The organism is Knoellia sinensis KCTC 19936 (assembly GCF_000768705.1).
In the GTDB taxonomy this organism is placed as follows: domain Bacteria; phylum Actinomycetota; class Actinomycetes; order Actinomycetales; family Dermatophilaceae; genus Knoellia; species Knoellia sinensis.
Genome location: NZ_AVPJ01000018.1, coordinates 53,577 through 76,012, shown reverse-complemented (window position 1 = coordinate 76,012; position 22,436 = coordinate 53,577). Strand labels below are relative to the sequence as shown.

Genomic DNA, 22,436 nt, shown 5'->3' with positions numbered 1-22,436 from the left:
CCCGCCCACCCGGCGGGCCATTTCTCATTTCCGGACTGTTGTCTACGATGTCTGGGTGAGTTCTCCAGCATCGGCGCCACCTGGGGCGAGCCTCCTCGAGGTGGCAGACCTGTTGCGCCACCGTGGGCCGGCCCTCGTGCTCACCGGTGCTGGCATGTCGACGGAGAGCGGCATTCCGGACTACCGCGGCCCAGACGGCAGCCGTCGGGTGACGCCGATGTCGCACCAGGAGTTCACTGCTTCGGGCGACAATCGGCAGCGCTACTGGGCGCGCAGTTTCATCGGTTGGCAACGCTTCACCGCGGCCGAACCCAACGTCGGTCATCGGGCGGTGACGGCTCTCCAACGAGCCGGGGCCTTCGGCCACGTCATCACTCAGAACGTCGACGGCCTCCATCAACGGGCCGGCACCGGAGACGTGACTGAGTTGCACGGTTCTCTGGAGGAGGTCGTCTGTCTCACCTGCGGAGAGCGGGCGGACCGCGACCTCGTGCAGGCCTTCATGGCCGACGCCAACCCGGGGTTCGCCACGGCGGTCCTCGGGCACGTTCCTGACGGATCGCAGGTCAGCAGCCAGATCCGTCCTGACGGCGACATCGTGTTGCCCGACGAGGCAGTCCGCGCCTTCACCGCGCCCCGTTGCCTGGTCTGCCGTGCCGACACCCTGAAGCCGGATGTCGTCTTCTTCGGTGGATCCGTCCCCAAGGAGCGGGTCGACCTGTGCTTCGCGCTGACGGACGCGGCACCGATACTCGTCGTCCTGGGGTCCTCTCTCAAGGTGATGAGTGGCTACCGGTTCGTGCGGCGGGCGGCGGCACACGGCATACCCATTGTCGTGATCACGAAGGGGCCTACACGCGGAGACGCCGAGACAACGCATCGGATCGATGCGCCGCTCGGCGTCACGTTGTCGGCGTTGGCCGCCGACTTCTCACACGCGCAGACGGCCTAGACGCGGCGCAGCACCGCGGTGACCTTGCCCAGGATCGTGGCGTGGTCGCCGTCGATGGGTTCGAAGGCGGGGTTGTGCGGCATGAGCCACACCTTGCCGTCACGGCGCTTGAACGTCTTGACGGTGGCTTCGTTGTCGAGCATCGCGGCCACGATGTCGCCGTTGTCTGCGGTGGGCTGCTGACGCACGACGACCCAGTCACCGTCACAGATGGCCGCATCGATCATTGAGTCGCCGACGACCTTGAGCAGGAAGAGCGACCCTTCGCCGACGATCTGCTTGGGGAGCGGGAAGACGTCCTCGACGGTCTCCTCCGCCGTGATCGGCACGCCGGCGGCGATCCGACCGAGGACCGGAACGTAGCTCGCTTCGGGATGGGCGTCGCCCGAACCCGTCGGATCGACGTCCACGTCCACGTCATCGGGGGCAGCGCCACCCCGGTAGCCCCGGATATCGCTCGGGGTGTCAGGGGAGACCACCTCGATGGCACGTGGCCGGTTGGGGTCACGCCTCAGGTAGCCCTTCTTCTCGAGCGCGCCGAGCTGGTGGGCGACAGAGCTGGGGGAGGTGAGCCCCACGGCCTGGCCGATCTCGCGCATGCTCGGCGGGTAGCCGCGGCGGTCCACTGAGTTGCGGATGACGTCGAGAACCTTCCGCTGACGCACCGTCAGCGTGCCGTCGCCGGGATCGCGCTCGGGCAGCTGATGGACAGCGGCGTCGTCCTTGGCGCGCTTGTCGGTCATGTTCGTCTCCTCGAGAAGGGCGTTGTCAGTGGTGCCTGATTGGCTTCCTGACATGAGGACAGCCTACGGAGTTCACGCAGGGGTTTCAAACATCTGTTCGATGCGTGTCTTGATGTCCTCGAACATCCGTGCTACAAATCGTACAGACGTTCTATCGAACGTCCTTTCGACCCAGGAGGAGATCTGATGAGTGCACTCGCTGCTCTGGACAGCACCCTGGAGGGGTATGCCGTCCCCGCGCCGTCGGCTCCCGCCCGCCGGTCCCAGCCGCGTCTCGTGCTCGTGCCGACGGGCGACGCAGTGTTGTCGGAACCGCAGGGGAGGCTGCGCCCGACGAGGGCGGGCCGGCTGCTCATCACGACCACTGTCCTGCTCGTGGCCATGGTCACGGCGTTCCTTGGGCTTGGCGGAGGAGCGGCTGCCTCCAGTGCGCCACAGCGGGTGACGGTTCAAGCGGGAGAGACGCTGTCCCAGATCGCCGCCGAGCACATGAGCGGCTCCTCGATCACTTCTGCTGTCGCCGAGATCCAGCTCGCCAACGGGCTGAGCAGCGCGCACGTGCAGGCGGGCCAGACAATCGTGATCCCGAAGGGCTGATGACGGCAGCGGTGAGAGCCAAGGGCCCGAACGCGGTTCGCCGGCGCCACCTCGTCTGACAACTCCACATACTCCGAGCCGCTTCGACCCCGGCTCGGGCCTGAGTCCTTGGCCGAGCTTCGACCCCTCGCCGACTCAGCACGGAGGGCGCTTCACCTTCAGGGGAAGGTGAAGCGCCCTTTGCTGTCCCCGAATTCCGACTTATTGCCCGGCACTGCACGGCTCGGCACCGCTTCGCGGTGCTGGCGCGCGCAGTGCCGGGCAATAAGTCGGCCTGGGAGTGACTTGGACTGTGCATGAGCGATGAGTCGAGTGAGTCGGGCGGACGGGTCCAGAAGGTCAAGCAGTTGAGGGTCGTCGTCGAGGCGGAGGACTACGACGACGCGGTGCGGTTCTATCGGGACATGTTGGGGATGGATGAGATCGCGGCGTTCTCCGAGGGCGGAGACGATCGGGTCGCCATCCTCGAGGCAGGTCGGGCGACGTTCGAGATCGCCAGCCCAGCACACAAGGTGGCGATTGATCGGGTGGAGGCGGACGGCATACCGAGTCCGAGGATTCGGATCGCGTTCGAGGTGGATGACGCCGAGGCAACCACACGTGAAGCCGAGGCCGCCGGGGCCAATGTCGTGGCTCAGCCGGTGCTCACCCCGTGGATGTCACTGAACTCACGGCTCGACGCCCCGGCTGGCCTGACCATCACCTTCTTCGAAGAGACCGAGGAGTCGCACGAGCGCGCCCAACGCGAGGGCTTCGGCACGAACGAGTCCTGAGGCGTCACCGAATCCACACGGTGAGTGGGCCGATCGCTTCGAAACCGGCGGACCGGGCGGCGGCGACTCCGGCGCCCGACTCCCAGGCGACAAGGGCGCGTTCGGGTACGAGGGCGGCTGCTGCTGACGCAGCGCCATGCCACGTGCGTTCCGCGTCGCCGTCGAGGGAGAAGTGGTTGCTGAGCCCCGCGACCTCGCCGGTCACGTTGACGAGGCAGCCCGCGACGAAGTCATCCTCTCCGTCCGACGCGGCGAGCACGTGCACGCCCGGCTCGTCGAGCAGGGCGGGGCCGAGGATCGACCGGGCTGCAGGGGACTCCGCCCACGCGTGGCTCCATCGCTCCATGTCTGCCGCCGACTGGACCGACCGCCACCGACGACCATCTGCTTGGCCGGAGACGGTCGCGTCATCGGGATCACGCCAAACCCATTGGCCGGTGATGAGTGGCTTGAAACCGGCAGACGTCAGGTCGAGCGCTGCCCACGAGTCCTTCACCGATGCCCCCGCCGAAGCGTCGATCAGCCCCAGCACCTCAGCCTCGCTGACGTCAGCGGCGAGCGTCACCGCATCGGGATACAGCGGCGGGGTGCGGCTCGCGCTCGACCAGGCCGCGCCGTCGAGAACGCCGACGATCTCGTGGGTGCGGCACACGGTGTCGCACCAGAGAGCGTTGTTCCGAGCAGCAAGGGAGACGCGTTCAGTCACGCCATGATCATGAGCCGTCGCCAGCCGGGGCCACGGGGCGGGTCGGCGAACAGGGCATGCTGGCTCCATGAGTGCGCAGGCCCGACACGTCCCCGACGCCGAACGCCGGGCCAGGTTGGCGCGTCGTCACGCCATCGCCCCAGCCCACCGTGTGGCGACGGTCCTCGATGCCACGCATGCCATGACGGCTCTGCACGCCACCGAGGCGGCCTCGGTGCACCTGGCTGCGTGGGCGAGAGTCGACGGCATCGCACCGGCGGATGTCGACCGAGCACTCTATGAGGAGCGGAGTCTGGTCAAGCAGCTCGCGATGCGCCGCACCGTCTTCACCTTTCCCACGCCCTTGCGCCCCGCAGCCCTCGGTGGCCCCTCCGCGCGGGTGGCCGTGAAGGAGCGGACGAGGATCATCAAGGAAGTCGGCGCCTCGGACCTGACCGCGGACGGCGAGCTGTGGCTCGGCCGGGCCCGGGCGGCGGTGCTCGAATTCCTCGACGGTTCTGAACCCGCTTCGGCACAGGCGATTCGGGAGGCGGTGCCTGAGGTCCAGGGCACCATCGCGATGGCACCGGGCAAGAAGTGGGGGCGAGACATCCCCGTCGCGCCGTGGGTCATCTGGCTCCTCGGTCTTGAGGGCTCGATCATCCGTGGACCGAACATCGGACACTGGCGTCTGTCTCGCCCGCAGTGGCTCCTGACCGAGCAGTGGCTCGGCGAGACGCCCCCCGCGCTCGACACCTCCGATGCCTACGCCGAACTCATCGCCCGCTACCTCCACACCTTCGGTCCCGCAACGGTCGACGACGTGCAGTGGTGGCTCGGCTCGACCAAGACTCAAGTCCGGGCGACGCTCGAGTCACTCAGTGCTGTGGAGGTGGGTCTCGACAGCGCGAACGAGTCGGGATGGCTGCTTCCCACCGACCTGGACCCCGTGCCGCCCCTCGAGCCATGGGGTGCCCTGCTGCCGGTCCTCGACCCGACGACGATGGGCTGGAAGTTGCGCGACTTCTATCTCGATCCTCAGCACCGCCCCTTCCTCTTCGACACGGCCGGCAACGGCGGTGCCACGGCTTGGTGGGACGGTCGGATCGTCGGCGCCTGGGTGCAGGATCCCGACGGTGCGGTGGTGCTCGGCATCCGTGAGGACATCGGCCGCGACGCCACCGCCCAACTGGAAGCACGTGCCGCCGAACTGTCTGCCTGGCTCGGCGGCGACCGGATTTCGAGCCCGTACTCGGCTCTGCAACTGAAGTGGGCCCCCTTGCCCTGACGATGGTGGCCACCTCATCGAGATTCATGGCACTGCCGCCAAGGTGCCTGCCGGGGGCGCGGACAAATGCGTTGGTGGGGAGCCCTGTCAGGGTGCTAGGCATGACCCCGTGACTTCCCCTGACATCACCTGGCCGCGCCACACCGAGCGGCTCACGCTGCGTCCCGTGACCAGTGCCGACATCGACGAGATGCTCACCTATCGCAACGATCCCGAGGTGCGTCGCTGGCTGATCAAGGCCACCGTCGATCCGGACGCGTTCCGGGCGGCATGGCTCGCTTCCGCCGACGATCCCCACGACCACTCGTGCGCGGCGCTGGTCGGTGACGAACTGATCGGCACCGGAATGTTGGAGGTCATCGACGGAATGGGGCAGGACGACGACCCCGCGAGCAAGAGGGTCGAGGGAATGCTCGGATACATCCTCAACCCCGCCCACGCTGGTCGCGGCTACGCCACGGAGCTCACGATCAACCTGCTCTCACTCGCCTTCGATGACCTCGGCCTGCGCCGTGTCACGGCGGGGTGCTTCGCCGACAACATCGCCTCGCGCCGCGTTCTCGAGAAGGCCGGGATGCGGCTCGAGCAGCACGGCGTGCAGGACTCGTATCACGCCGAGCTCGGGTGGATCGACGGCTGCACCTACGGACTGCTCAAGGAGGAGTGGGACGCTCGCGACCGGTGAGTGGGCGCGAAATGGAAGCGGCCGGCATACGGAGTCTGGTGCGTGACTGACCGAGGAATTCGGTGAGTTTGGGACGGGGCGAGTTCGGGGCGGGCTGCGGTGGGTCTGAGGCTCAGGCGAAGGTGAGGTCGAGGGGGAGGCCGTGGAAGGTGGCGAGGAATTCGGCTGCCTCGGCGATACCGTCCCGCTCGGGCGCTGTGAGGTCGCCCTCCAGGAGCACGGTCACCGCGGTCTGCTTCGACCCGACCTTGCGCTTGAACGTGCCCATGTCGTGGCCGTCGACGACGACGATCCCGCCACCCGCCTCGGAGACAAGGCGAGTTCGGTCCGAGTCGGCGTCGCGGCGCGGGAACCCCGTCGTCGGATACACCAGCGCCACCTCGTCGAACGTCGACAGCAGGTATGCCATGTGGTTCCGGCTCGTGCGTGCCTTCACCGAGGGGTCGAACCAGAGTGTCTCGCCGCGGCACTCGACCGACTCAAGAGGATGCGACGAGCGCAGTTCGGTGGTGCCCGTGAGTTCGGCTGTGGCAGAACGGATCTCGGTGAGGGTGAGGCCACTCCACCGTTGGAGGTCGCGCTCGGAGGCGGGGCCGTGTCCGGCATAGAACCGATGGGTGAGCTCGACGAGTGCCCGCTCCCGGGTCCAGGAGTCCGAGTCGGCAGCAGGGACGACTTCGTTGACCAGGACGTAGGTGTGCTCGGTGCCGCGCGGCGGACCCGAGCAGATCACCGCACGCACCTCGGCGCACATGAGCTGGTGTGCCATGGCCTCACCCGGACCGGGCAGACCCGCTTCCGCGAAGAGCGGACCGAGTTCCTTGCGCGTCAACGCACGGCTGCCGGCGAGGAGGTCGCCGAGCAGCGCGAGTCCGCGGTCGATGATCTCCGGCGTGATGCCGAGCTGCCGGTGGCGCGCGGGCATACCGCCCTCGACCTTGGGGCCAGTGAGCGCCTGGATCCAGCGCAGGTCCTCGGGCGCCACGAAGTGCCAGGTGGGGCGCATGATGTGGGTGCGCACCCAACCGCCAGCGGACTGCGTCGCCAGCAGGCCGGCATACGAGGTCTCGCGCGAGCGCATCGCGAGCGAGTGGCACGCCAGAGGTGCGTCCTGCGATTGGACGCAGGTCAGGAGGCGCACGGCGTCGGCGGCGTGGGGGAGTGGTGCGGACGAAAGTCGTTGAGTTGCAAGGCGTTTGCGAACCACCCAGTCACGGGAGACGGCACGAGTCATGACGACATCCTGTCGCAGGGAGACAATGGCGGCATGGAGCAGAGCATCGAGGTGGACATCGACGCAGCACCCGAGCGCGTGTGGGAGGTCATGAGCGACGTCGAACGCTGGCCTGAGTGGGCCGAGACCGTGACAACGGTGACGCGGCTCGACGATGACTCGGCCCTGGGTCTGGGCTCGCGGGCGCGGGTCGAGCAGCCGAAGTTGCCGCCGACGGAGTACGTCGTCACCGAGTTCGATCCGGGCCGCTCATTCACGTGGGTCGCGACCGGCCCCGGGGTACGCACGACGGCACGGCACACGGTCGAGCCGCGTGGCGAGGCGGGCACCAGGGTGCGACTCTCGGTCGAACAGGCAGGACCGCTCGGGAAGGTCATGGGGCGACTCTTCTTCAAGGGTCTGACAGACCGCTACCTCGCGGCGGAGGCTGCAGGGCTCAAGGCTCGGAGCGAACAGGCACGGTGACCGGGGCGGGCGTGGGTGTGAACGTCGGCGCCGAGGCTGAGGCCGGGGCTTGGGCCGGTTCCGGCACGACCACTGGCTCCATCAGGGGCGCAGTCGGTGCAGTCGGCGCAGGCGGCTGACGGCGACGTCGGCCACGGATGCGTCGCAGCAGCAGGACAAGCGCGGCGAGCAGGGCAGGCAACCCCAGGAGGAGTAGCCCACCGACGAGCGTTGCCAGACCCGTCTTGGCCTCCGCGGACTCGAGCGCGCGAGTCGCAGCCTCGGGCTTCCCGGCAGTGATCGCGGCACGGGCGTCGTCCAGCGCAGCCTCGGGCCGGAGCGCCAAGGCGCCCAGGGTGGCCATGGGATTGGCGTCCTCGACCGAGGTGCGCAGCTCGCCGTAGGACGTCGCGTGACTGGCGAACGTCGTGAAGTGCTTCCGTGCAGCGTCGTATTCGGCGGTGCTGTCGGCCTGCTCGTATGCCGTCCGCAGACCCTTGGGGTCGAGCCCCGCCTTGGTGGCCGCGGCCTGAGCCGAGGCAGCCTGGGTCGCGAGGTCCTTGGTCTGGCCCATGAAGGTCTGAGCCGCCGCGAAGTTCCACTCGGCCATGGCCTGCCGCACGCCGCGCGGCGAGCCCCAGGCGCCGTCGAGCTTCTCGTGCGCGAGGTAGGTCTTGCGGGCTGCGGCGCGGGCGTCGAACTGGCGCTTCTTGGCCGGGCCGACGACCCAGGACTGCATGATCGAGCGCGTCTTGGTGTTGCCCCCGACGACCTCGAACAGGTCGTGGGCCTGCTCCCAGGTCGTCGCGTGACCGAGGAGGCTCGCGTCGCTGGGGACGTCGTAGATCGTCCGCTTGGTGGTCAGCGCGTTGAACAGCTCGGGCCGGCTCTGGGGCGTACTCCCCTCGACGAGGGCGTGCACCGCGTTCCAGGACGCGGGGTAGCCGTACTCCTCCGTCTCGGTGGCCTTGGCGGACGCGTTGTACTCCCAGTCGATGAGCGGGATGGCGTCCTTCTGGGTGGGCCGCACCCTGTCGCGGTCCTCGTCCTTGTTCTTGGTCAGGCGCATCACCTGGGTGGTGAGCTCCTGCGCCAGACCTTCGGAGAGCCAGCGCTCGGCGAGGTTGTCGTTCGCCCACGCGTGAGAGAGCTCGTGCGCGAGCAACGACGGGTCGATCGCCTCCGAGATGGAGATGTTGCCGTTCCGGTAGACGCCGTCCCACCCGTAGACCTGCCGGCTCGAGTCCTCGGCGATGTTCGTGGTCTTGTAGGGCCAGTCCTGACCGGTGAGCTTCTCGAGTTCGCGCACTGCGCGCGGCAGGTTCTTCTCGATGTGATCCACCCAGGCCGTATCGCCGGGGAAGCCGACGACGGTGAAGGTGTGGTCGTCGACTGTCACCTCGCGAGTCAAGGTCTGGGATGAGTCCCGCAGGGAGAGGCGTGACCAGAGTCCGTGGGGTCCGCCGCCGGCGATGGTCGAGACCCGGTCGTCGCCGCGGGCGGTCTCGGTCCACTTCTCGGTCATGTCGACACCCATCGTTCGCGGTGCGACGACCTCGATCGTGGCCTGACCGGCGTCTCCGGGGGAGAAGACCTCGAGCGCGGCATACCCCTTGCCGACACGGCCGGAGGCATCGGACCTGGGCGGCGATCCGGGGATGGTGTAGGTCACCGTGAAGGTGCGCGACTGGCCGTACTGCAAACGCCTGGGGAAGTCGATGTCGGCGTACTTCTGGCCCTCGTGGGTGCTGACCTTCGCCGACAGGGTGGCGCCGTTGGAGGTGACCTTGACGCCGGTGCCGCCGCTCGGCAGCCACAGGGCGTAGCCGTCCCAGTAGTAGAAGGTGGTGGCCGTCGAGGCCTTGCGGTTGGTCACCGTGACCTTCTGCGTCACGCGGATCGGCTTGCCGTCGTCGGACGCGACATAGGTCGCCGTTCCGGACTCGGACAGGCCTGCCTCGGCGTTGGCGACCCCCGCGGACGCGACGATGCTCGATCCGGCGAGCGCGACAGCGGCGGCAGTGGTCATGAGCGCGGTCGTGGCCGCGCGGCGGAAGATCCCCCAAGGCATGGGGAGAAGTATGACCGGAGGCGCCGACACTCCGTGAATCCGATGAGGCCGGTGGCAGGAACTCGCCATCGCCGGGGCTACGAGAGCGTCCGCCGCATCGTCAGCCGGGGCATCTTGCTCGCCGTTGCCTCCGTCGTGCCGACGACCTCGAAACCGGCCTTCTCGAACATCGCCTTGGTTCCGACGAAGGCCATCGTGAGGTCCATCCGCCCCTTCGGGTCGACGGGGTGGGACTCGACGGCGGGTGCGCCGTGGGCACGCGCATAGTCCACGGCACCCTCGATCAGCCGCTGTGTCACACCCTGCTTGCGATGACCGCTCCGGACCACGACGCACACGATGCTCCAGACCGGCAGGTCGTCGGTGGGTGGCATGAGCGTGGACTGCTTGAGCCTGGTGATGTCGGCGCGCGGCCCGATGTTGCACCACCCGACGGGTATGCCGTCCTTGTAGGTCACGACCCCCGGCGGCAGTTCACGCTCGCAGAGGGCGCGCATCGCCTGCTCACGCTGGGTGGGTCCGTCGCCGCCGAGGTCGGTGACCTCTGCGGCGGTGAGGCGGTGCGAAAGGCACCAGCAGTGGGTGGGGCGGCGGTTCTTGTTGATGACGTCGGCGAAGTCCTCGAAACGGTCGGGTGTCACCGGATGGGTCTCCCAGGTGGTCTTTGAGGTCATGTCGCCATCCTGCCCGTCGGCACCGACAGGACGGCAGCCCATTTTCGGGCCGCGGCTTCCTCAGGCCGACGACCGACTCAGGCCGGGGCGCCCTTCTTGAGAAGTCCTTCGACCGCATCGGCGCCGGCGGGCGCACCGCCGGCGACGGCATACCCGGCCTTGACTCGCTGGGCACCCGAGGTGAGGGTCATCGCTTCCTTCACCTTCGCGCGGAGGCGTTCGGCGTTGAGCTTCTTGGCCGGGAGTCGTGTGCCGGAGCCACTCACTTCGGCGCGTCGTGCCACCTCGAGCTGGTCGCGTCCGAACGGCACGACGCAGACGGGTATGCCGCGTGCGAGCGCCTTCTGCGTCGCTCCCATTCCGCCGTGGGTCACCGCGACGACCGCGCGGTCGAGGACCGGGCCGTGAGGGACGAACTCGACGAGGGTGGCGTTCGCTGGCACCTTGATGGTGGCGTCGACTCCGGCAGGCATCGTCGCGACGACGTGGACCGGTTCGTCACGCAGGGCCTCGAGCGCGGTCCGGACGAGGAGGCCGTCGTCCTGGAACTCCGAACTCGTCGTGACGAGGACGATCGGGTCGGTGATCTCGTCGAGCCACGCTGGCAGTGCCTGCGGCGGCTCCCATGCGTTGGCGCCGATCATCTGGACCTGAGGTGCCCAGTCGGGGTGGGCGTACTCGAAGGGCTCCGACGTCGTGACGAGCATGAGGTCGCACCGGCGGAAGAAGTCGTCGGCGCCATGGACAGGAGGCACGCCGATGCGCTCGCGAACCGCGTTGATGCCGGGGCGCAGCGTCCGCTCGGCGGCGCCCATGACGAGGGGGCGGACGAGGGCATCTCGGAGTCGCCCGATCGGGCCGGGGATGGGCCTCAGCCCGGGTCCGAAGGGTGGAGTGCCCTTGGATGTGATCGGCGGGGTGAAGGGGCTGTGCGTGACCCACGGTCCACCCCAGCGTTCGGCCACCGCGAGCGCGCCCCACGCGGTGATGTCGACGATCACGAGGTCGGGTGCCACCTCGTCCAACGCGGACTGGAAGTCCGGCGCGTCGACATCGGCACGCTGCGTGAAGGTCCGAACGGCGAGTTTCAGGGCGCCCACCGGGTCTTTCGCCTCCCAGTCCGGGTGGACGATCTCGAGTGCGCGAGGGTCGAGCGCCGAGGCCTCGAGGCCGAGGGCACGCATCGCCCCGACCTGGCTGCCGAGGGTGCGAAGGTGGACGCGGTGCCCGCGGGCGTGGAGTTCGAGCAGCAGGGGAGTCATGGGGAAGAGGTGCCCGAGCGCGGGCGACGTGAAGGCGAGGACGGTGGCCATGTCAGGGCTCCTCTGGTGCAGGTGGTGCGGCTGGTGAGGTGAGGCGGTCGAGGAGGTCGACGAGCGCGGTGTGGGTCTGGCGTCGGGTCAGCCCGTTGTCGTGGCGCAGGACCTTCCACACGTAGACGTCGCAGATCGCCGCGAGTTGGGCGACACGACGCGTGCGTGCGGCAGGGGTGAGATCGGCGAGGAACGGCGCGAAGCAGCGCTCGCACCAGTCGCGGTGGAACGTGCGTCCGTTCTCGATGATGTCCCTGAGGCCGGGGGAGGACTCCTCGGCGGCGAGCATGCGCAGGACGCCCGGGCCGAGTTCCTCGTAGTGGTCGAGCAGGACGCGCACGATGTCCTCGATGTCGCCGACGCGTGCCGCGTTGCGTTGGGCGCCAATCGTGCTCGCGGATCGCTCGGCGGCCGCGACGATGAGTCCCTCACGGTTGCCGAACCTGCGCAGGACCGTCTGGACGGTGACGCCGGCGCGGTCGGCGATGTCCGCGAGCACAACGTGGTCCGTGGGCTTCTCCCAGAAGACGGCGAGGGCAGCGTCGAGGATGCGCTCGCCCGTGGCCGCCGCGGCGTCCGCGCGGGCGGTCATGTTGTACGAGCGCGTTTTCATGTCAATCAGATTAATCCCAATATGTATGCCGTGTCACGAGGTTTCCGAGGCTGGCTCCTGGTCCCTGTGTGGTCCCCGATCGCGCTGTGCATTGCTGCGCCCGGGTGCAGCACTGCACAGTCCAGTAGGTCGACAGCTCCGTTGCCAAGGGCCCGGTGCCGTTCCCAGGGCCCGGTTCCGTTCCCAGGTCCCGGTCTCTGACCCGAGCCCACGCATTCCTCCCGTTGCGTCTGCGGATTCCGTCGCTCTAGCCACCGAAGTCGCAGACTTAAGAAGCGCGCGCGATCGCCGTGCCCAGACGGGAACAATTCCCTTTCGTCTGCAGTTGTGTAATTGTGTAAGCACTGCAAGCCGCAGTGCAGCAGCACCAGGAAGAAGGAGACCCACCATGAGGTCCCACCACACCAACTTCAGTTCAGACGACAGCCCCCGTCCCACAGACCGCGGTCAGCGTCGGGGAATGCCCGGTCGCGGTCCTGGTGGTCACGGTCGCGGTCCCGGCGGCGGTCGGGGGCGCGGCATGGGCCGCCCCGGCGGCTGGCAGCAGGCCGACGTCCCCAACGCGGACGACGCACGCGACTGGTTCGCCGGGCGCCTTCCCGACGAGTGGTTCGCGGATGTCGACGTCCGCGTCGACCGCGACGAGATCACCGTGATCGGAACCCTCCCCGACGAGAAGCTCACCGGAGCCGAAGCAGAGGGTCGGATCAGCCGATGGCGCGCCGACACCAAGGAGGCGCGCATCAGGATCGCCCTCGAGGCCGAGGCTCGCTACGAACGCAAGGTGTCGTGGGGTGTGCGGCTCGGTGACACCGAGGCGCTCTTCACCCACCTCGCCGCGCCGGTCATGACGCGCCTGCGCCAACCGGAGCGCCAGGTGCTCGACACGCTCGTGGATGCCGGTGTGGCCCGTTCACGCAGTGACGCGCTCGCGTGGTCGGTCCGGCTCGTCGGTCAGCACGCCGACGAATGGCTCGGTCAGCTCCGTGAGGCGATGAGCGAGGTCGACAAGCTCCGCTCCCAGGGCCCCGGCCTCTGACTCCGGCCCCGGCTCGCAACGTCAGCGCTGACGGTCGCTCTAGGTGCCGTTGACACTGACGTTGCGCAAGCCAAGACAGAGGTATGCCGTCCGCGACAGGTTCGCGGACGGCATACCTGCGTCTGTGGTTGCGGTCAGGCTTGCTGGGTGGCGATGCAGAACTCGTTGCCCTGCGGGTCGGCCAGCGTGTGCCATCGGAAGTTCTCGTCGCCGCGGCGGCCCACCAAACTCGCGCCGGCTGCGAGGAGTCGCTCCGTCTCCGCCTCGAGGTCATCGGTGGTCAGGTCGAGGTGGAGGCGGTTCTTGCCGGGTGTCACCTCGTCGACCTTCTGGAAGGCGAGGACGACGGGCAGTCCACCGCCCCTGACCATGACGTAGTGCCCGTCGTTCTCTTCGGCGACTTCGGCGCCGGTCTGCTCGGCCCACCAGGTGCCCAACTCAAGTGCGTCCGTCGTGTCGGCAGTGACCATTCCCAGTTTCAGAGTCATGCCCGAACGCTAGGCCTGACTGACACGCCAGCGCGACTTTGTGCCCCATTGGGACAACTCGCTGGCGCTCGCCGTCCCAATGGGCGACAAAGTCGGGGGGCTTGGTGTCCCAATCGGGCACAAAGTCGGGGCGTGTGGTGTCCAACTGGGCACAAAGTCGCGTGGTTGTGGCGCGACACGCGGACGTTTCTGGAAGGGCTTGCGGCGCTGGTCACAGAAGCGCATACTGGCTACTACATCTAGTGGTTACAGCGATGTAGTTCATCCACATATGGTTCACAGGGGCGCAGGGGTTCTCCACACGTTGTCCCCAAGTGGTCCCCAGATTCGTCCCCAACGTGCGTCAAATCCAGCGTGAGAGGAGTCAGGCACATGCACTGTCCGTTCTGTCGCCACAGCGACTCCCGCGTCATGGACTCACGCGCCACCGACGACGGCTCGAGCATCCGCCGGCGTCGCCAGTGCCCCGAGTGCGGCAAGCGCTTCACGACCGTCGAGACTGCGGCCCTGTCCGTGGTCAAGAGGTCCGGGGCGGCCGAGCCGTTCAGTCGGGCCAAGGTCCTCGTCGGCGTCCGCAAGGCCTGCCAGGGCCGACCGGTCACCGAGGACCAGCTCGCACTCCTCGCCCACAAGGTGGAGGAGACGATCCGGGGTCTGGGCCAGGCCGAGGTCGACGCCCACGAGGTCGGCCTCGCCATCCTCGAGCCGCTGCGATGCCTCGACGAGGTGGCCTACCTGCGGTTCGCCTCCGTCTACCAGGCCTTCGACAGTCTCGAGGACTTCGAGCAGGCCATCACCTTGCTTCGCGTCGAACGTGACGCCGGGACGGGTGAAGAACCGGCGAGGGGTATGCCGGCCGGTCCCGAAGGTGACGTCCCCGCCGGTCCCAGCTGACCGGCATACAAAGCAAGGAACGGCCGACAGTGTCGTCGAAATTTGGCGACGGCATCACGCATCACCCGACCGCTGTCAGTGGTCACCTATTGAATTGAATCCAGGTCACACAACCGCCCGGGGTATGAGCCGGGCAGAAGGAGTCGAGTCATGACCGAGACCGCCGGTGCACGTGCAGGTGCCCGCAAGTCCGCCAAGGGCAAGGGTGTCGCTGTGGAGCGCATCTACACCACCCCTGGTGTCCATCCCTATGACGAGGTGACCTGGGAGAAGCGCGACGTCGTCCAGCAGAACTGGAAGACGGGCGAGACGATCTTCGAGCAGCGCGGTGTCGAGTTCCCCGACTTCTGGAGCGTCAACGCCTCCACGATCGTCACGACGAAGTACTTCCGCGGCGCCGTCGGCACGCCCGAACGCGAGCAGGGGCTCAAGCAGCTCATCGACCGTGTCGTCCTGACCTACGTCAAGGCGGGCAAGGAGCACGGCTACTTCGGGACTGACTCCGACGCCGAGATCTTCGAGCACGAGCTGACCTACGCCCTGCTGCACCAGGTGTTCAGCTTCAACTCGCCGGTCTGGTTCAACGTCGGCACCAAGTCCCCGCAGCAGGTCTCGGCCTGCTTCATCCTCGCCGTTGACGACTCGATGGACTCGATCCTCAACTGGTACAAGGAAGAGGGCTTCATCTTCAAGGGCGGCTCGGGCGCGGGTCTCAACCTGTCGCGCATCCGTTCGTCGAAGGAGCTCCTGTCCTCCGGTGGCACCGCCTCCGGTCCGGTGTCGTTCATGCGTGGCGCCGACGCGTCCGCGGGGACGATCAAGTCCGGTGGCGCGACCCGTCGCGCAGCCAAGATGGTCGTGCTCGACGTCGACCACCCCGACATCGAGGAGTTCGTCGAGACGAAGGCGCGCGAGGAGGACAAGATCCGCGCGCTGCGTGACGCCGGCTTCGACATGGACCTGGGCGGCAAGGACATCGTGTCCGTGCAGTACCAGAACGCCAACAACTCCGTGCGCGTCAACGACGAGTTCATGCGCGCCGTCGAGGAGGGCACCGAGTTCGGTCTGCGCTCGCGCAAGGACGGTTCGGTCATCGAGACCGTCGACGCCCGCGAGCTCATGGGCAAGATCGCCAAGGCCGCGTGGGAGTGCGCCGACCCGGGCATCCAGTACGACGACACGATCAACGACTGGCACACCAACCCGGAGACGGGCCGCATCACCGCGTCGAACCCGTGCTCGGAGTACATGTCGCTCGACAACTCGTCGTGCAACCTCGCGTCGCTCAACCTGCTGAAGTTCCTCAAGGACGACGACACGTTCGACGTCGCGACGTTCCAGAAGGTGGCCGAGCTCGTCATCACGGCGATGGACATCTCCATCTGCTTCGCCGACTTCCCGACCGAGCCCATCGGTGAGACGACCCGCAACTACCGCCAGCTCGGCATCGGCTACGCCAACCTCGGCGCGCTGCTCATGGCGACCGGTCACGGCTACGACTCCGACGGTGGCCGCGCGCTCGCCGCGTCGATCACGTCGCTGCTCACCGGTGCTGCCTACAAGCGCTCCGCTGAGCTCGCCGGTGTCGTCGGTGCGTACAACGGCTACGCCCGCAACGCGGACGCCCACAAGCGGGTCATGCGCAAGCACGCTGCTGCGAACGACGCGATCCGCACGATGCACACGATGGACAAGGACATCCACCGCGCCGCGACGAAGGCGTGGGACGCCGTCGTCAAGGTGGGGGAGAAGAACGGCTACCGCAACGCCCAGGCGAGCGTCTTGGCGCCGACCGGGACCATCGGCTTCATGATGGACTGCGACACCACGGGCATCGAGCCGGACTTCTCGCTGGTGAAGTTCAAGAAGCTCGTCGGTGGCGGCTCGATGCAGATCGTCAACCTCACCATCCCGCGGGCCCTGCGCAAGCTCGGCTACACCGAGGAGACGGTCGAGGCGATCGTCGAGTACATCGCCGACAAGGGTCACGTCATCGACGCTCCCGGTCTCAAGACCGAGCACTACGAGATCTTCGACACCGCCATGGGTGCCCGCGCGATCTCCCCGATGGGTCACGTGCGGATGATGGCGGCGACCCAGCCGTTCCTGTCCGGCGCGATCTCCAAGACGGTCAACCTGCCGGAGGACGCCACGGTCGAGGAGATCGAGGATGTCTACATCCAGGGTTGGAAGATGGGCCTCAAGGCGCTCGCGGTCTACCGCGATTCGTGCAAGGTCGGCCAGCCGCTGTCCGACGGTGGCTCCACGGCCAAGGACGCTGAGGCTGGCAAGGCTGCTGGTGCCGCGGCCGATGCCGGCGAGACCAAGGTTGTCGAGAAGGTCGTCTACCGCCCGACGCGTGAGCGTCTGCCGAAGCGCCGCTCCTCGCAGACGACGTCGTTCGCGATCGGTGGAGCTGAGGGCTACCTCACGGCTGGCACCTACGAGGACGGCCGCCTCGGTGAGGTCTTCCTCAAGTTCGGCAAGCAGGGCTCGACCCTCGCCGGTGTCATGGATGCCTTCTCGATCGCGGTGTCGGTCGGTCTGCAATACGGCGTGCCGCTCGAGACGTTCGTCGAGAAGTACTCGAACATGCGCTTCGAGCCGGCCGGCATGACCGACGACCAGGACATCCGGATGGGTCAGTCGCTCGTCGACTACGTCTTCCGTCGCCTGGCGCTCGACCACCTCGACTTCGAGACCCGGTCGTTCATGGGCATCCACACGGCAGAGGAGCGTCAGCGTCAGCTGGAGACTGGGTCGTATGCCCCGTCGACGGTCGAGGACGATGACGCCGAGGCGATCGAGGACGAGATCGAGTCGTACTCGCAGGGTGTCGGTGCGACCTCACCGAAGAAGACGGCTGCGGCTGCGCCTGCTGCGGACAAGGCGGCCGACGAGGTCGGTGACGCGGTGGAGGACAAGTCCGGTGCTGGTGCGGCTTCGGCTCGCAAGGTGTCCGACGACGTGCACTCCTCGGCTGAGCTGCTCGAGAAGTTCCAGGGCGTCTCCGCGGACGCGCCGATGTGCATGACCTGCGGCACGAAGATGCGCCCCGCCGGTAGCTGCTACGTCTGCGAAGGCTGCGGAAGCACCAGCGGCTGCAGCTGAATCAACGCGTGCAAAGCCAGCGGCCCGACTCCAGCCGAGTTGGGCCGCTGGCTACGTCCAGACGTGACCACGTTCCTTCGAAGGTTGGTGAACGTCGCCACTGGGGCCCAAGTGGAGTGCAGATTGCGTCAAGCGACTCTGCCGACCACGGGCCGTTTAGTCAACATGACCAGGCCCCATGACGGTTACGCACGGTCCTTGATCTGGGAGGAACCGGCGTTAGACTCCAGTTCCCGATTCCACGACGTTAAGGAACAACACGTGCCGGTCTCGTCTGATCTCCAGCAGTACACTGTGGCTGACTTCATGGAATGGGATGAGAAGAAGCAACTGCTACTGAATCCAGAGTTTCAGCGTGGCAGCGTCTGGCCGCCGGCGGCCCGCACCTACCTGATTGACACGATCCTGCGCCGACTACCGGTCCCCAAGATCTATGTCCGGACCAAAGTCGACCTCCAGACAAAGCGGTCCTTTCGCGAGGTGGTTGATGGCCAACAGAGGTTGCGCGCAATACTGGACTTTGGCAACGACCGGTTTGCACTCGGCCCGCGAGCCCAGGAATGGGCAGGCAAGCGCTACTCAGATTTGGACCCAGTCGAGCAAGAACGCTTCTTGGCGTACTCCATAGCCACGGACCAGCTCATAAACGCATCTGACGCAGATGTGCTGGAGGTCTTTTCCCGCCTGAATTCCTATACGGTCCCCGTAAACCCTCCTGAGTTGCGCCACGCAAAGTTCCAGGGTGAGTTCAAGTGGTCAGTCCATGAGATGGCGGCGGAATGGACCGAACTCTGGGAGACATACAGAGTAATAGGCGCCCGGGACGCAGTACGCCTGCTGTCCGACTCGCTGGTTGCTGAGATGTACGGCATAGTCCTCGAGGGCGTTCGCGACGGCGGGCAGCCCAAGATCACAAAATTGTATGAGCGCGTCGACAAGGAGTTTCAACGCGACCCGACAGAGGCGATTGTGAACAAGTCTTTGCGGTACATAGTGGATCACTTTGACGATGTCCTGAAGCAAACAACCCTATCGAATGCCCCGCACTTCTTGATGCTGTTTGCGGCAACGGCGCACGCCCTTATCGGCATACCACAAGGTGAACTACCTAATCGTCCTGATCCAGGACCCCCGGCAGATCCAGAAGTCGTTAGACCTGCCCTTTTTGAAATCAGTGCGGTGCTAGAGGCGGAGGAGCCGCCGACCGGGGCCAACCGGTTCAAGTCCGCATCCGCCTCCAGTACGCAAAGGATCGCAAGCAGGCTCGTCCGCTTTCCGGTCTATCTGTCCGCCGTTCAGGGAAGGCCGCTGCCCTGGTGAACCTAGGGGCAAGATACTGGCGCTTCAGCAGGAAGATCGGAATCATTGCGACGGCCTTTGAGCATGCTTCCATCATTCCAATGGATCCGGCTTGCCAAGAGAGCCATTCGTTGGCTCGTGAAAATGCAACTATTCAGATGCAGGACCAATGGGCTTCATTCTGCCGCGACCTCGTGGTGGCTTCTTGGCGGGGAGGTGCAACGACGTTAGGGGGCGTTGCTCTTCCCAGGCGTGCCGGAAACAATTCCTATTCAGAAGCGATGAATCAGCTGCGCGCCACGTTCGCGGGCCGTTCGAAGAAGTCAGCTAATTGGGAACCAAAGTGGTTCGACCCATTGGAGTCGATCGACGCAGCTGGCCGCTTGGGGATCTCCAACCTAGCTGCCGTTTCGGCGGGTATCGGTCTGACTCCATCGCCCTTGGATGAACTTCGTGCCGTTCGAAACTATTTCGCGCATCGAGGCCAGCAGTCCTCTGATCGTCTCCAGCCATACTTGTCTGTGCGCCCCACGGATGCTCTCACGCACAAGCACATCACGGCCATGACGTTGGCTGGGGCTCCGGTACTGGTCCGATGGGCCCACGAACTGGACACTATGGCGTGGGCCGCGTCACAGTAGACGGGGTCCTTTCGTGATGGGTCTCCGCACAGTTCACAGAACTTTGAGCCGGTTGATCAATTCTGCGTAGGACAGGGTCGCTAGTCTTACGTTCAACGGTTTTGGCAGAACCAACTGGAGATTGTTCTTTGCCATGTCATCGGCGGCAGATACGGATATTGCGGGGTCCATTGTTGCTAGGTATCGGGTTGGCACGTGGCGGGCCTCAGTTGCGATCTGGCGCCAGCGCTCCTTCACGGACGTCTTGGCTGCCACCAGAGCGACTGAACTGTTCATTGCTCTGTACGCATCGTCCGAGGGGACAATGAAGTCTGGCTTGGCCCCGTCTGGATATTTATGCCGCGGCTGATGGAAGGAAACCTGATTTGCTGTGAAGAGAGCCGCCAAGTGATGCTCGAAACTAGCGCCCGAACGACTGAACCGCGAGTTCTTAAAGCGCGTCGCTACGGAGAAGAATCTGTCGACATCTATATGTGAGAGATTTGCAAACTCTTGGTCGAGAATTGGTTGAAGTACATGTCGTTCATAGGTGAGAAAGAGATCGTTTGTGGTCGAGAACCATAGGCTGAGCGTCGCATCCGGCTCGCTGACGGGGTCAGCGTCAATGCAGAGCTCCCGAGTGAATCCAGTGAAGGCCATGGTGCTTGGCAACGGATAGTTGCCACCAAATTGTTCAATGAGGCGAGCGAGCGCGCTGGGGTTCTCCGGCTCAGGCGTTCCCCCAAGCGCTTCGATCAGCGTAACGTCAATCATGTCGATCCCACGATCACGCGCTGAACCCATTGTGACTACCCGGAAGGCTTGTGGTTTCGAGCTGGTCAGGTGCGTTTGGAAGAGGATGTCCAGGCGCTGGGCCGCTTGGCTATCCTCGGGAGCGATAACAATCGTGAGAAGACCGTCGTGCCCAAGCGCTAAGAAGCAGAAGTCACTCTCCGATGCTAGGCCCATGGGCTCGTTCTCAGGAAAATACAGACGAAACTCGCTGCGCGTGGGGTGCGCCGCGCGTGCGTCGTACCATAGCGACGTGCTTACGAATTCGACGATCGATGGCCCGTCTTCGTCGTCGTGAAGGTAGACATAGCGTGTGGGAAAGCGTCGTTCGCTTGTCCCTAGCAGATCCTTGAGAGCCTGGACTCCGTTGAATTCGTGCTGGTTGGAAACGAGCCGATCGGCTTCGACCGCACTCAGACGTTTCGCGGCCACTCCACTGAACGTTTCGCGAAGGCGCCCGTCCACGTCAACTGGCCGCCGCTCGTTGGATCGTCGTTGTGACGTGGGGCGCCATGTGGCGGGCTATCGACTCGACCACAGGGACTACGACGCTGTTACCGAATTGCTTGTAAGCTTGGGTGTCGCTCACGGGGATTTTGTAGTCCTCAGGGAATCCCATGAGGCGAGCGCACTCGCGGGGCGTTAGCCGTCGTGGCAGGTGACCGTCGCCTTGCGAGACCAAGATCTCTGATCCGTCCTTATAGTACCGGGCGGAGAGGGTGCGGGAGACGTCCTGTCCGGAGACAAGTCCAAAACCGAACCCGTTTCCAGCTTCGCGATGTTTACGCGCATATCCTTGTAGGTAATTCCAAAGCTTGGGACTGAGTGTGTATTTGGGATTGACAAGTGCACTTGGCCCGAGGGTAAACGGCTCCTCAGATCTCTCCGAACCGTCCTCGGGGTGCAGCACGGACGACATGGTTGGGTGCGCGTCCGGTGGTGTAAGGGTCTCAAAGTCGAAGTCGGTGGCACCGTCGAAGCCGACGATGTAGATGCGCCGACGGCCTTGGGGCACCCACGCACTGGCATCCAATATGCGCCACTGCACGTTGTATCCGAGCTCGTCTTCGAGCGCGTGACGGATGACGTCAAAGGTGCGTCCGCGGTCGTGCGAGACCAGGTTTCTGACGTTCTCCAAGAGAAAGGCGCGCGGCCGGTGAGCCTCCAAGATGCGCTTAATCTCGAAGAACAGCGTTCCTTGAGTAGGGTCTTGAAACCCATGCGGGCGGCCGAGCGAATTCTTCTTGGAGACGCCGGCGATACTAAAGGGTTGGCAAGGGAATCCCGCGAGGAGGACGTCGTGCGGCGGGATCTCTTTTTGCGGGTTGCGGATCTCAGTGATATCGCCTACGAGTGAATGGCCAACGATGTTTGCATCGACCACGGAGGCCGGGCCGGGCTGGCTGTCGGGAAAGTTCGCCGCGTAAGTTCGCTGGGCGAAGCTGTTCCATTCCGATGTGAACACACACTGACCGCCTGCAGCTTCGAATCCAAGGCGTGTGCCACCGATGCCGGCGAAGAGGTCAATGAAGGTGAAACTGTGCCGGTCGCTCACGTCTGGTCCGTCCTTGCCATGGGTGTGTTGCTCCATTCTGCACGCCTGCGTACGCGGTCCTTGATCTGACACGCACGCTACGGCGGGGGTCTGACATCGTGTTCGATACTTGTGGCATGCCCCGCCCGAGGAGTGCTGCGGTTCGGAGTCGGATGTCGAGGCAGCGCGTTCGGGACACCACGCCGGAAGTCGCGTTGCGGCGATTGCTGCACAGCCGTGGTCGTAGATTCAGGATTGGCGTCCCCGTGCCTGGCCTCACGCGACGTTCGATTGACGTTGCCTTCCCCCGTCAGAGGGTGGCCGTGTTCATAGACGGTTGCTTCTGGCATGGCTGTCCCGAGCACTGTGTCCCGTCGAAGACCAACGCCAAGTGGTGGGCGCAGAAACTGGACACGAACCGTCAGCGCGATGCTGAGACGACTCAGCACCTCGAGAACCTCGGCTGGCAAGTCGTCCGCGTTTGGGAGCACGAGGCAATTCGCGAGGCGGCAGACCGAGTCGAGCGCGCCTTACGCGCGCGGACGAGGTAGGTGGGATGGGGCATGGCGTTGCATCGAGGACTGGCT

Annotated in this window: 21 protein-coding genes; 11 read left to right on the top strand and 10 right to left on the bottom strand. The window is 65.8% G+C overall.

Translation table 11 applies throughout. The annotated features are described in order from the left end of the window. The first annotated feature begins 55 nt into the window (after positions 1-55). A complete protein-coding gene (locus tag N802_RS16975; protein ID WP_035918619.1) occupies positions 56-952 on the top strand; it encodes a Sir2 family NAD-dependent protein deacetylase in 897 nt (298 codons plus the stop codon). Here the strand turns inward: N802_RS16975 and lexA are convergent. Next, positions 949-1,695 carry a transcriptional repressor LexA gene (lexA, locus tag N802_RS16970; protein WP_035918658.1) on the bottom strand — a complete coding sequence of 249 codons (747 nt, stop codon included), beginning with the start codon at positions 1,693-1,695 and terminating at the stop codon, positions 949-951. The genes N802_RS16975 and lexA overlap by 4 nt on opposite strands. A 186-nt stretch (positions 1,696-1,881) precedes the next feature. On the opposite strand from lexA, the gene N802_RS16965 reads away from it, so the two are divergent. Together N802_RS16965 and N802_RS16960 are read left to right on the top strand one after the other, a co-directional pair. Continuing rightward, entirely contained in the window at positions 1,882-2,292 is a 411-nt protein-coding gene (locus N802_RS16965; protein ID WP_035918616.1) for a LysM peptidoglycan-binding domain-containing protein, read from the top strand. A 296-nt stretch (positions 2,293-2,588) separates the two neighbouring features. Continuing rightward, complete coding sequence (locus tag N802_RS16960; RefSeq protein ID WP_035918614.1) at positions 2,589-3,065, top strand: VOC family protein; 477 nt, start codon at positions 2,589-2,591, stop codon at positions 3,063-3,065. Positions 3,066-3,069: 4 nt separating this feature from the next. Here N802_RS16960 and N802_RS16955 read toward each other — a convergent pair whose 3' ends face one another. Then, the gene (locus N802_RS16955; protein ID WP_035918611.1) at positions 3,070-3,771 is read right to left on the bottom strand and encodes a hypothetical protein; all 702 of its coding nucleotides are present in this window, start codon (positions 3,769-3,771) and stop codon (positions 3,070-3,072) included. 67 nt (positions 3,772-3,838) lie between these two features. On the opposite strand from N802_RS16955, the gene N802_RS16950 reads away from it, so the two are divergent. Together N802_RS16950 and N802_RS16945 are read left to right on the top strand one after the other, a co-directional pair. After that, a complete protein-coding gene (locus N802_RS16950; RefSeq protein ID WP_035918609.1) occupies positions 3,839-5,038 on the top strand; it encodes a winged helix DNA-binding domain-containing protein in 1,200 nt (399 codons plus the stop codon). Positions 5,039-5,147: 109 nt separating this feature from the next. Then, positions 5,148-5,723 carry a GNAT family N-acetyltransferase gene (locus N802_RS16945; RefSeq protein ID WP_035918607.1) on the top strand — a complete coding sequence of 192 codons (576 nt, stop codon included), beginning with the start codon at positions 5,148-5,150 and terminating at the stop codon, positions 5,721-5,723. Positions 5,724-5,835: 112 nt separating this feature from the next. Here the strand turns inward: N802_RS16945 and N802_RS16940 are convergent, their stop codons facing one another. Then, positions 5,836-6,957, bottom strand: coding sequence for a winged helix DNA-binding domain-containing protein (locus N802_RS16940; protein ID WP_035918606.1), 1,122 nt, complete (start codon positions 6,955-6,957; stop codon positions 5,836-5,838). A 33-nt stretch (positions 6,958-6,990) separates the two neighbouring features. Here N802_RS16940 and N802_RS16935 point away from each other — a divergent pair, with 33 nt between their 5' ends. Then, on the top strand, positions 6,991-7,422 hold the full coding sequence (locus N802_RS16935) for an SRPBCC family protein (RefSeq protein WP_035918605.1): 432 nt from the start codon (positions 6,991-6,993) through the stop codon (positions 7,420-7,422). On the opposite strand, the gene N802_RS16930 is transcribed toward N802_RS16935, so the two are convergent. The 4 genes from N802_RS16930 to N802_RS16915 all read right to left on the bottom strand — a co-directional run bounded on the left by N802_RS16930 (position 7,394) and on the right by N802_RS16915 (position 12,072). Continuing rightward, positions 7,394-9,472 (bottom strand): gluzincin family metallopeptidase, encoded by a 2,079-nt coding sequence (locus N802_RS16930; RefSeq protein WP_035918603.1) that lies wholly within the window; start codon positions 9,470-9,472, stop codon positions 7,394-7,396. The genes N802_RS16935 and N802_RS16930 overlap by 29 nt on opposite strands. A gap of 77 nt (positions 9,473-9,549) precedes the next feature. Next, on the bottom strand, positions 9,550-10,146 hold the full coding sequence (locus tag N802_RS16925) for a GNAT family N-acetyltransferase (RefSeq protein WP_035918600.1): 597 nt from the start codon (positions 10,144-10,146) through the stop codon (positions 9,550-9,552). 77 nt (positions 10,147-10,223) lie between these two features. Further along, positions 10,224-11,459, bottom strand: a complete 1,236-nt coding sequence (locus N802_RS16920) for a glycosyltransferase (RefSeq protein ID WP_035918598.1) — start codon at positions 11,457-11,459, stop codon at positions 10,224-10,226. Position 11,460: 1 nt separating this feature from the next. Next, on the bottom strand, positions 11,461-12,072 hold the full coding sequence (locus tag N802_RS16915; RefSeq protein WP_084072308.1) for a TetR/AcrR family transcriptional regulator: 612 nt from the start codon (positions 12,070-12,072) through the stop codon (positions 11,461-11,463). 388 nt (positions 12,073-12,460) lie between these two features. On the opposite strand from N802_RS16915, the gene N802_RS16910 reads away from it, so the two are divergent. Next, positions 12,461-13,111, top strand: a complete 651-nt coding sequence (locus N802_RS16910; protein ID WP_281175156.1) for a hypothetical protein — start codon at positions 12,461-12,463, stop codon at positions 13,109-13,111. 134 nt (positions 13,112-13,245) lie between these two features. Here the strand turns inward: N802_RS16910 and N802_RS16905 are convergent, their stop codons facing one another. After that, positions 13,246-13,599: a VOC family protein gene (locus N802_RS16905; protein WP_035918588.1), complete on the bottom strand. Its 354-nt coding sequence runs from the start codon at positions 13,597-13,599 to the stop codon at positions 13,246-13,248. A gap of 372 nt (positions 13,600-13,971) precedes the next feature. Between N802_RS16905 and nrdR the strand changes: the two genes are divergently transcribed. From nrdR to N802_RS16890, 3 genes are all read left to right on the top strand, one after another. Then, positions 13,972-14,493, top strand: coding sequence for a transcriptional regulator NrdR (gene nrdR / locus N802_RS16900; RefSeq protein ID WP_052110097.1), 522 nt, complete (start codon positions 13,972-13,974; stop codon positions 14,491-14,493). A gap of 150 nt (positions 14,494-14,643) precedes the next feature. Beyond that, positions 14,644-17,604 carry a vitamin B12-dependent ribonucleotide reductase gene (locus tag N802_RS16895; RefSeq protein WP_035918586.1) on the top strand — a complete coding sequence of 987 codons (2,961 nt, stop codon included), beginning with the start codon at positions 14,644-14,646 and terminating at the stop codon, positions 17,602-17,604. Positions 17,605-17,802: 198 nt separating this feature from the next. Next, positions 17,803-18,924 (top strand): DUF262 domain-containing protein, encoded by a 1,122-nt coding sequence (locus N802_RS16890; RefSeq protein WP_169743455.1) that lies wholly within the window; start codon positions 17,803-17,805, stop codon positions 18,922-18,924. A 653-nt stretch (positions 18,925-19,577) separates the two neighbouring features. On the opposite strand, the gene N802_RS16885 is transcribed toward N802_RS16890, so the two are convergent. Both N802_RS16885 and dcm read right to left on the bottom strand, forming a co-directional pair. Continuing rightward, positions 19,578-20,747 (bottom strand): type II restriction endonuclease, encoded by a 1,170-nt coding sequence (locus N802_RS16885; RefSeq protein ID WP_156971478.1) that lies wholly within the window; start codon positions 20,745-20,747, stop codon positions 19,578-19,580. A 34-nt stretch (positions 20,748-20,781) separates the two neighbouring features. Continuing rightward, positions 20,782-21,906, bottom strand: a complete 1,125-nt coding sequence (dcm, locus tag N802_RS16880; RefSeq protein WP_052110096.1) for a DNA (cytosine-5-)-methyltransferase — start codon at positions 21,904-21,906, stop codon at positions 20,782-20,784. A gap of 80 nt (positions 21,907-21,986) precedes the next feature. On the opposite strand from dcm, the gene N802_RS16875 reads away from it, so the two are divergent. Then, positions 21,987-22,400, top strand: a complete 414-nt coding sequence (locus tag N802_RS16875) for a very short patch repair endonuclease (RefSeq protein ID WP_342666772.1) — start codon at positions 21,987-21,989, stop codon at positions 22,398-22,400. Positions 22,401-22,436 lie beyond the last annotated feature (36 nt).

What these genes read in the sequence shown, in the direction of transcription:
- lexA (WP_035918658.1), bottom strand. Translation starts at nt 1,695, where the DNA reads ATGACCGACAAGCGCGCCAAGGACGACGCCGCTGTCCATCAGCTGCCC.
- N802_RS16965 (WP_035918616.1), top strand. Translation starts at nt 1,882, where the DNA reads ATGAGTGCACTCGCTGCTCTGGACAGCACCCTGGAGGGGTATGCCGTC.
- N802_RS16960 (WP_035918614.1), top strand. Translation starts at nt 2,589, where the DNA reads ATGAGCGATGAGTCGAGTGAGTCGGGCGGACGGGTCCAGAAGGTCAAG.
- N802_RS16950 (WP_035918609.1), top strand. Translation starts at nt 3,839, where the DNA reads ATGAGTGCGCAGGCCCGACACGTCCCCGACGCCGAACGCCGGGCCAGG.
- N802_RS16940 (WP_035918606.1), bottom strand. Translation starts at nt 6,957, where the DNA reads ATGACTCGTGCCGTCTCCCGTGACTGGGTGGTTCGCAAACGCCTTGCA.
- N802_RS16935 (WP_035918605.1), top strand. Translation starts at nt 6,991, where the DNA reads ATGGAGCAGAGCATCGAGGTGGACATCGACGCAGCACCCGAGCGCGTG.
- N802_RS16930 (WP_035918603.1), bottom strand. Translation starts at nt 9,472, where the DNA reads ATGCCTTGGGGGATCTTCCGCCGCGCGGCCACGACCGCGCTCATGACC.
- N802_RS16925 (WP_035918600.1), bottom strand. Translation starts at nt 10,146, where the DNA reads ATGACCTCAAAGACCACCTGGGAGACCCATCCGGTGACACCCGACCGT.
- N802_RS16920 (WP_035918598.1), bottom strand. Translation starts at nt 11,459, where the DNA reads ATGGCCACCGTCCTCGCCTTCACGTCGCCCGCGCTCGGGCACCTCTTC.
- N802_RS16915 (WP_084072308.1), bottom strand. Translation starts at nt 12,072, where the DNA reads ATGAAAACGCGCTCGTACAACATGACCGCCCGCGCGGACGCCGCGGCG.
- N802_RS16910 (WP_281175156.1), top strand. Translation starts at nt 12,461, where the DNA reads ATGAGGTCCCACCACACCAACTTCAGTTCAGACGACAGCCCCCGTCCC.
- N802_RS16905 (WP_035918588.1), bottom strand. Translation starts at nt 13,599, where the DNA reads ATGACTCTGAAACTGGGAATGGTCACTGCCGACACGACGGACGCACTT.
- nrdR (WP_052110097.1), top strand. Translation starts at nt 13,972, where the DNA reads ATGCACTGTCCGTTCTGTCGCCACAGCGACTCCCGCGTCATGGACTCA.
- N802_RS16895 (WP_035918586.1), top strand. Translation starts at nt 14,644, where the DNA reads ATGACCGAGACCGCCGGTGCACGTGCAGGTGCCCGCAAGTCCGCCAAG.
- dcm (WP_052110096.1), bottom strand. Translation starts at nt 21,906, where the DNA reads ATGGAGCAACACACCCATGGCAAGGACGGACCAGACGTGAGCGACCGG.
- N802_RS16875 (WP_342666772.1), top strand. Translation starts at nt 21,987, where the DNA reads ATGCCCCGCCCGAGGAGTGCTGCGGTTCGGAGTCGGATGTCGAGGCAG.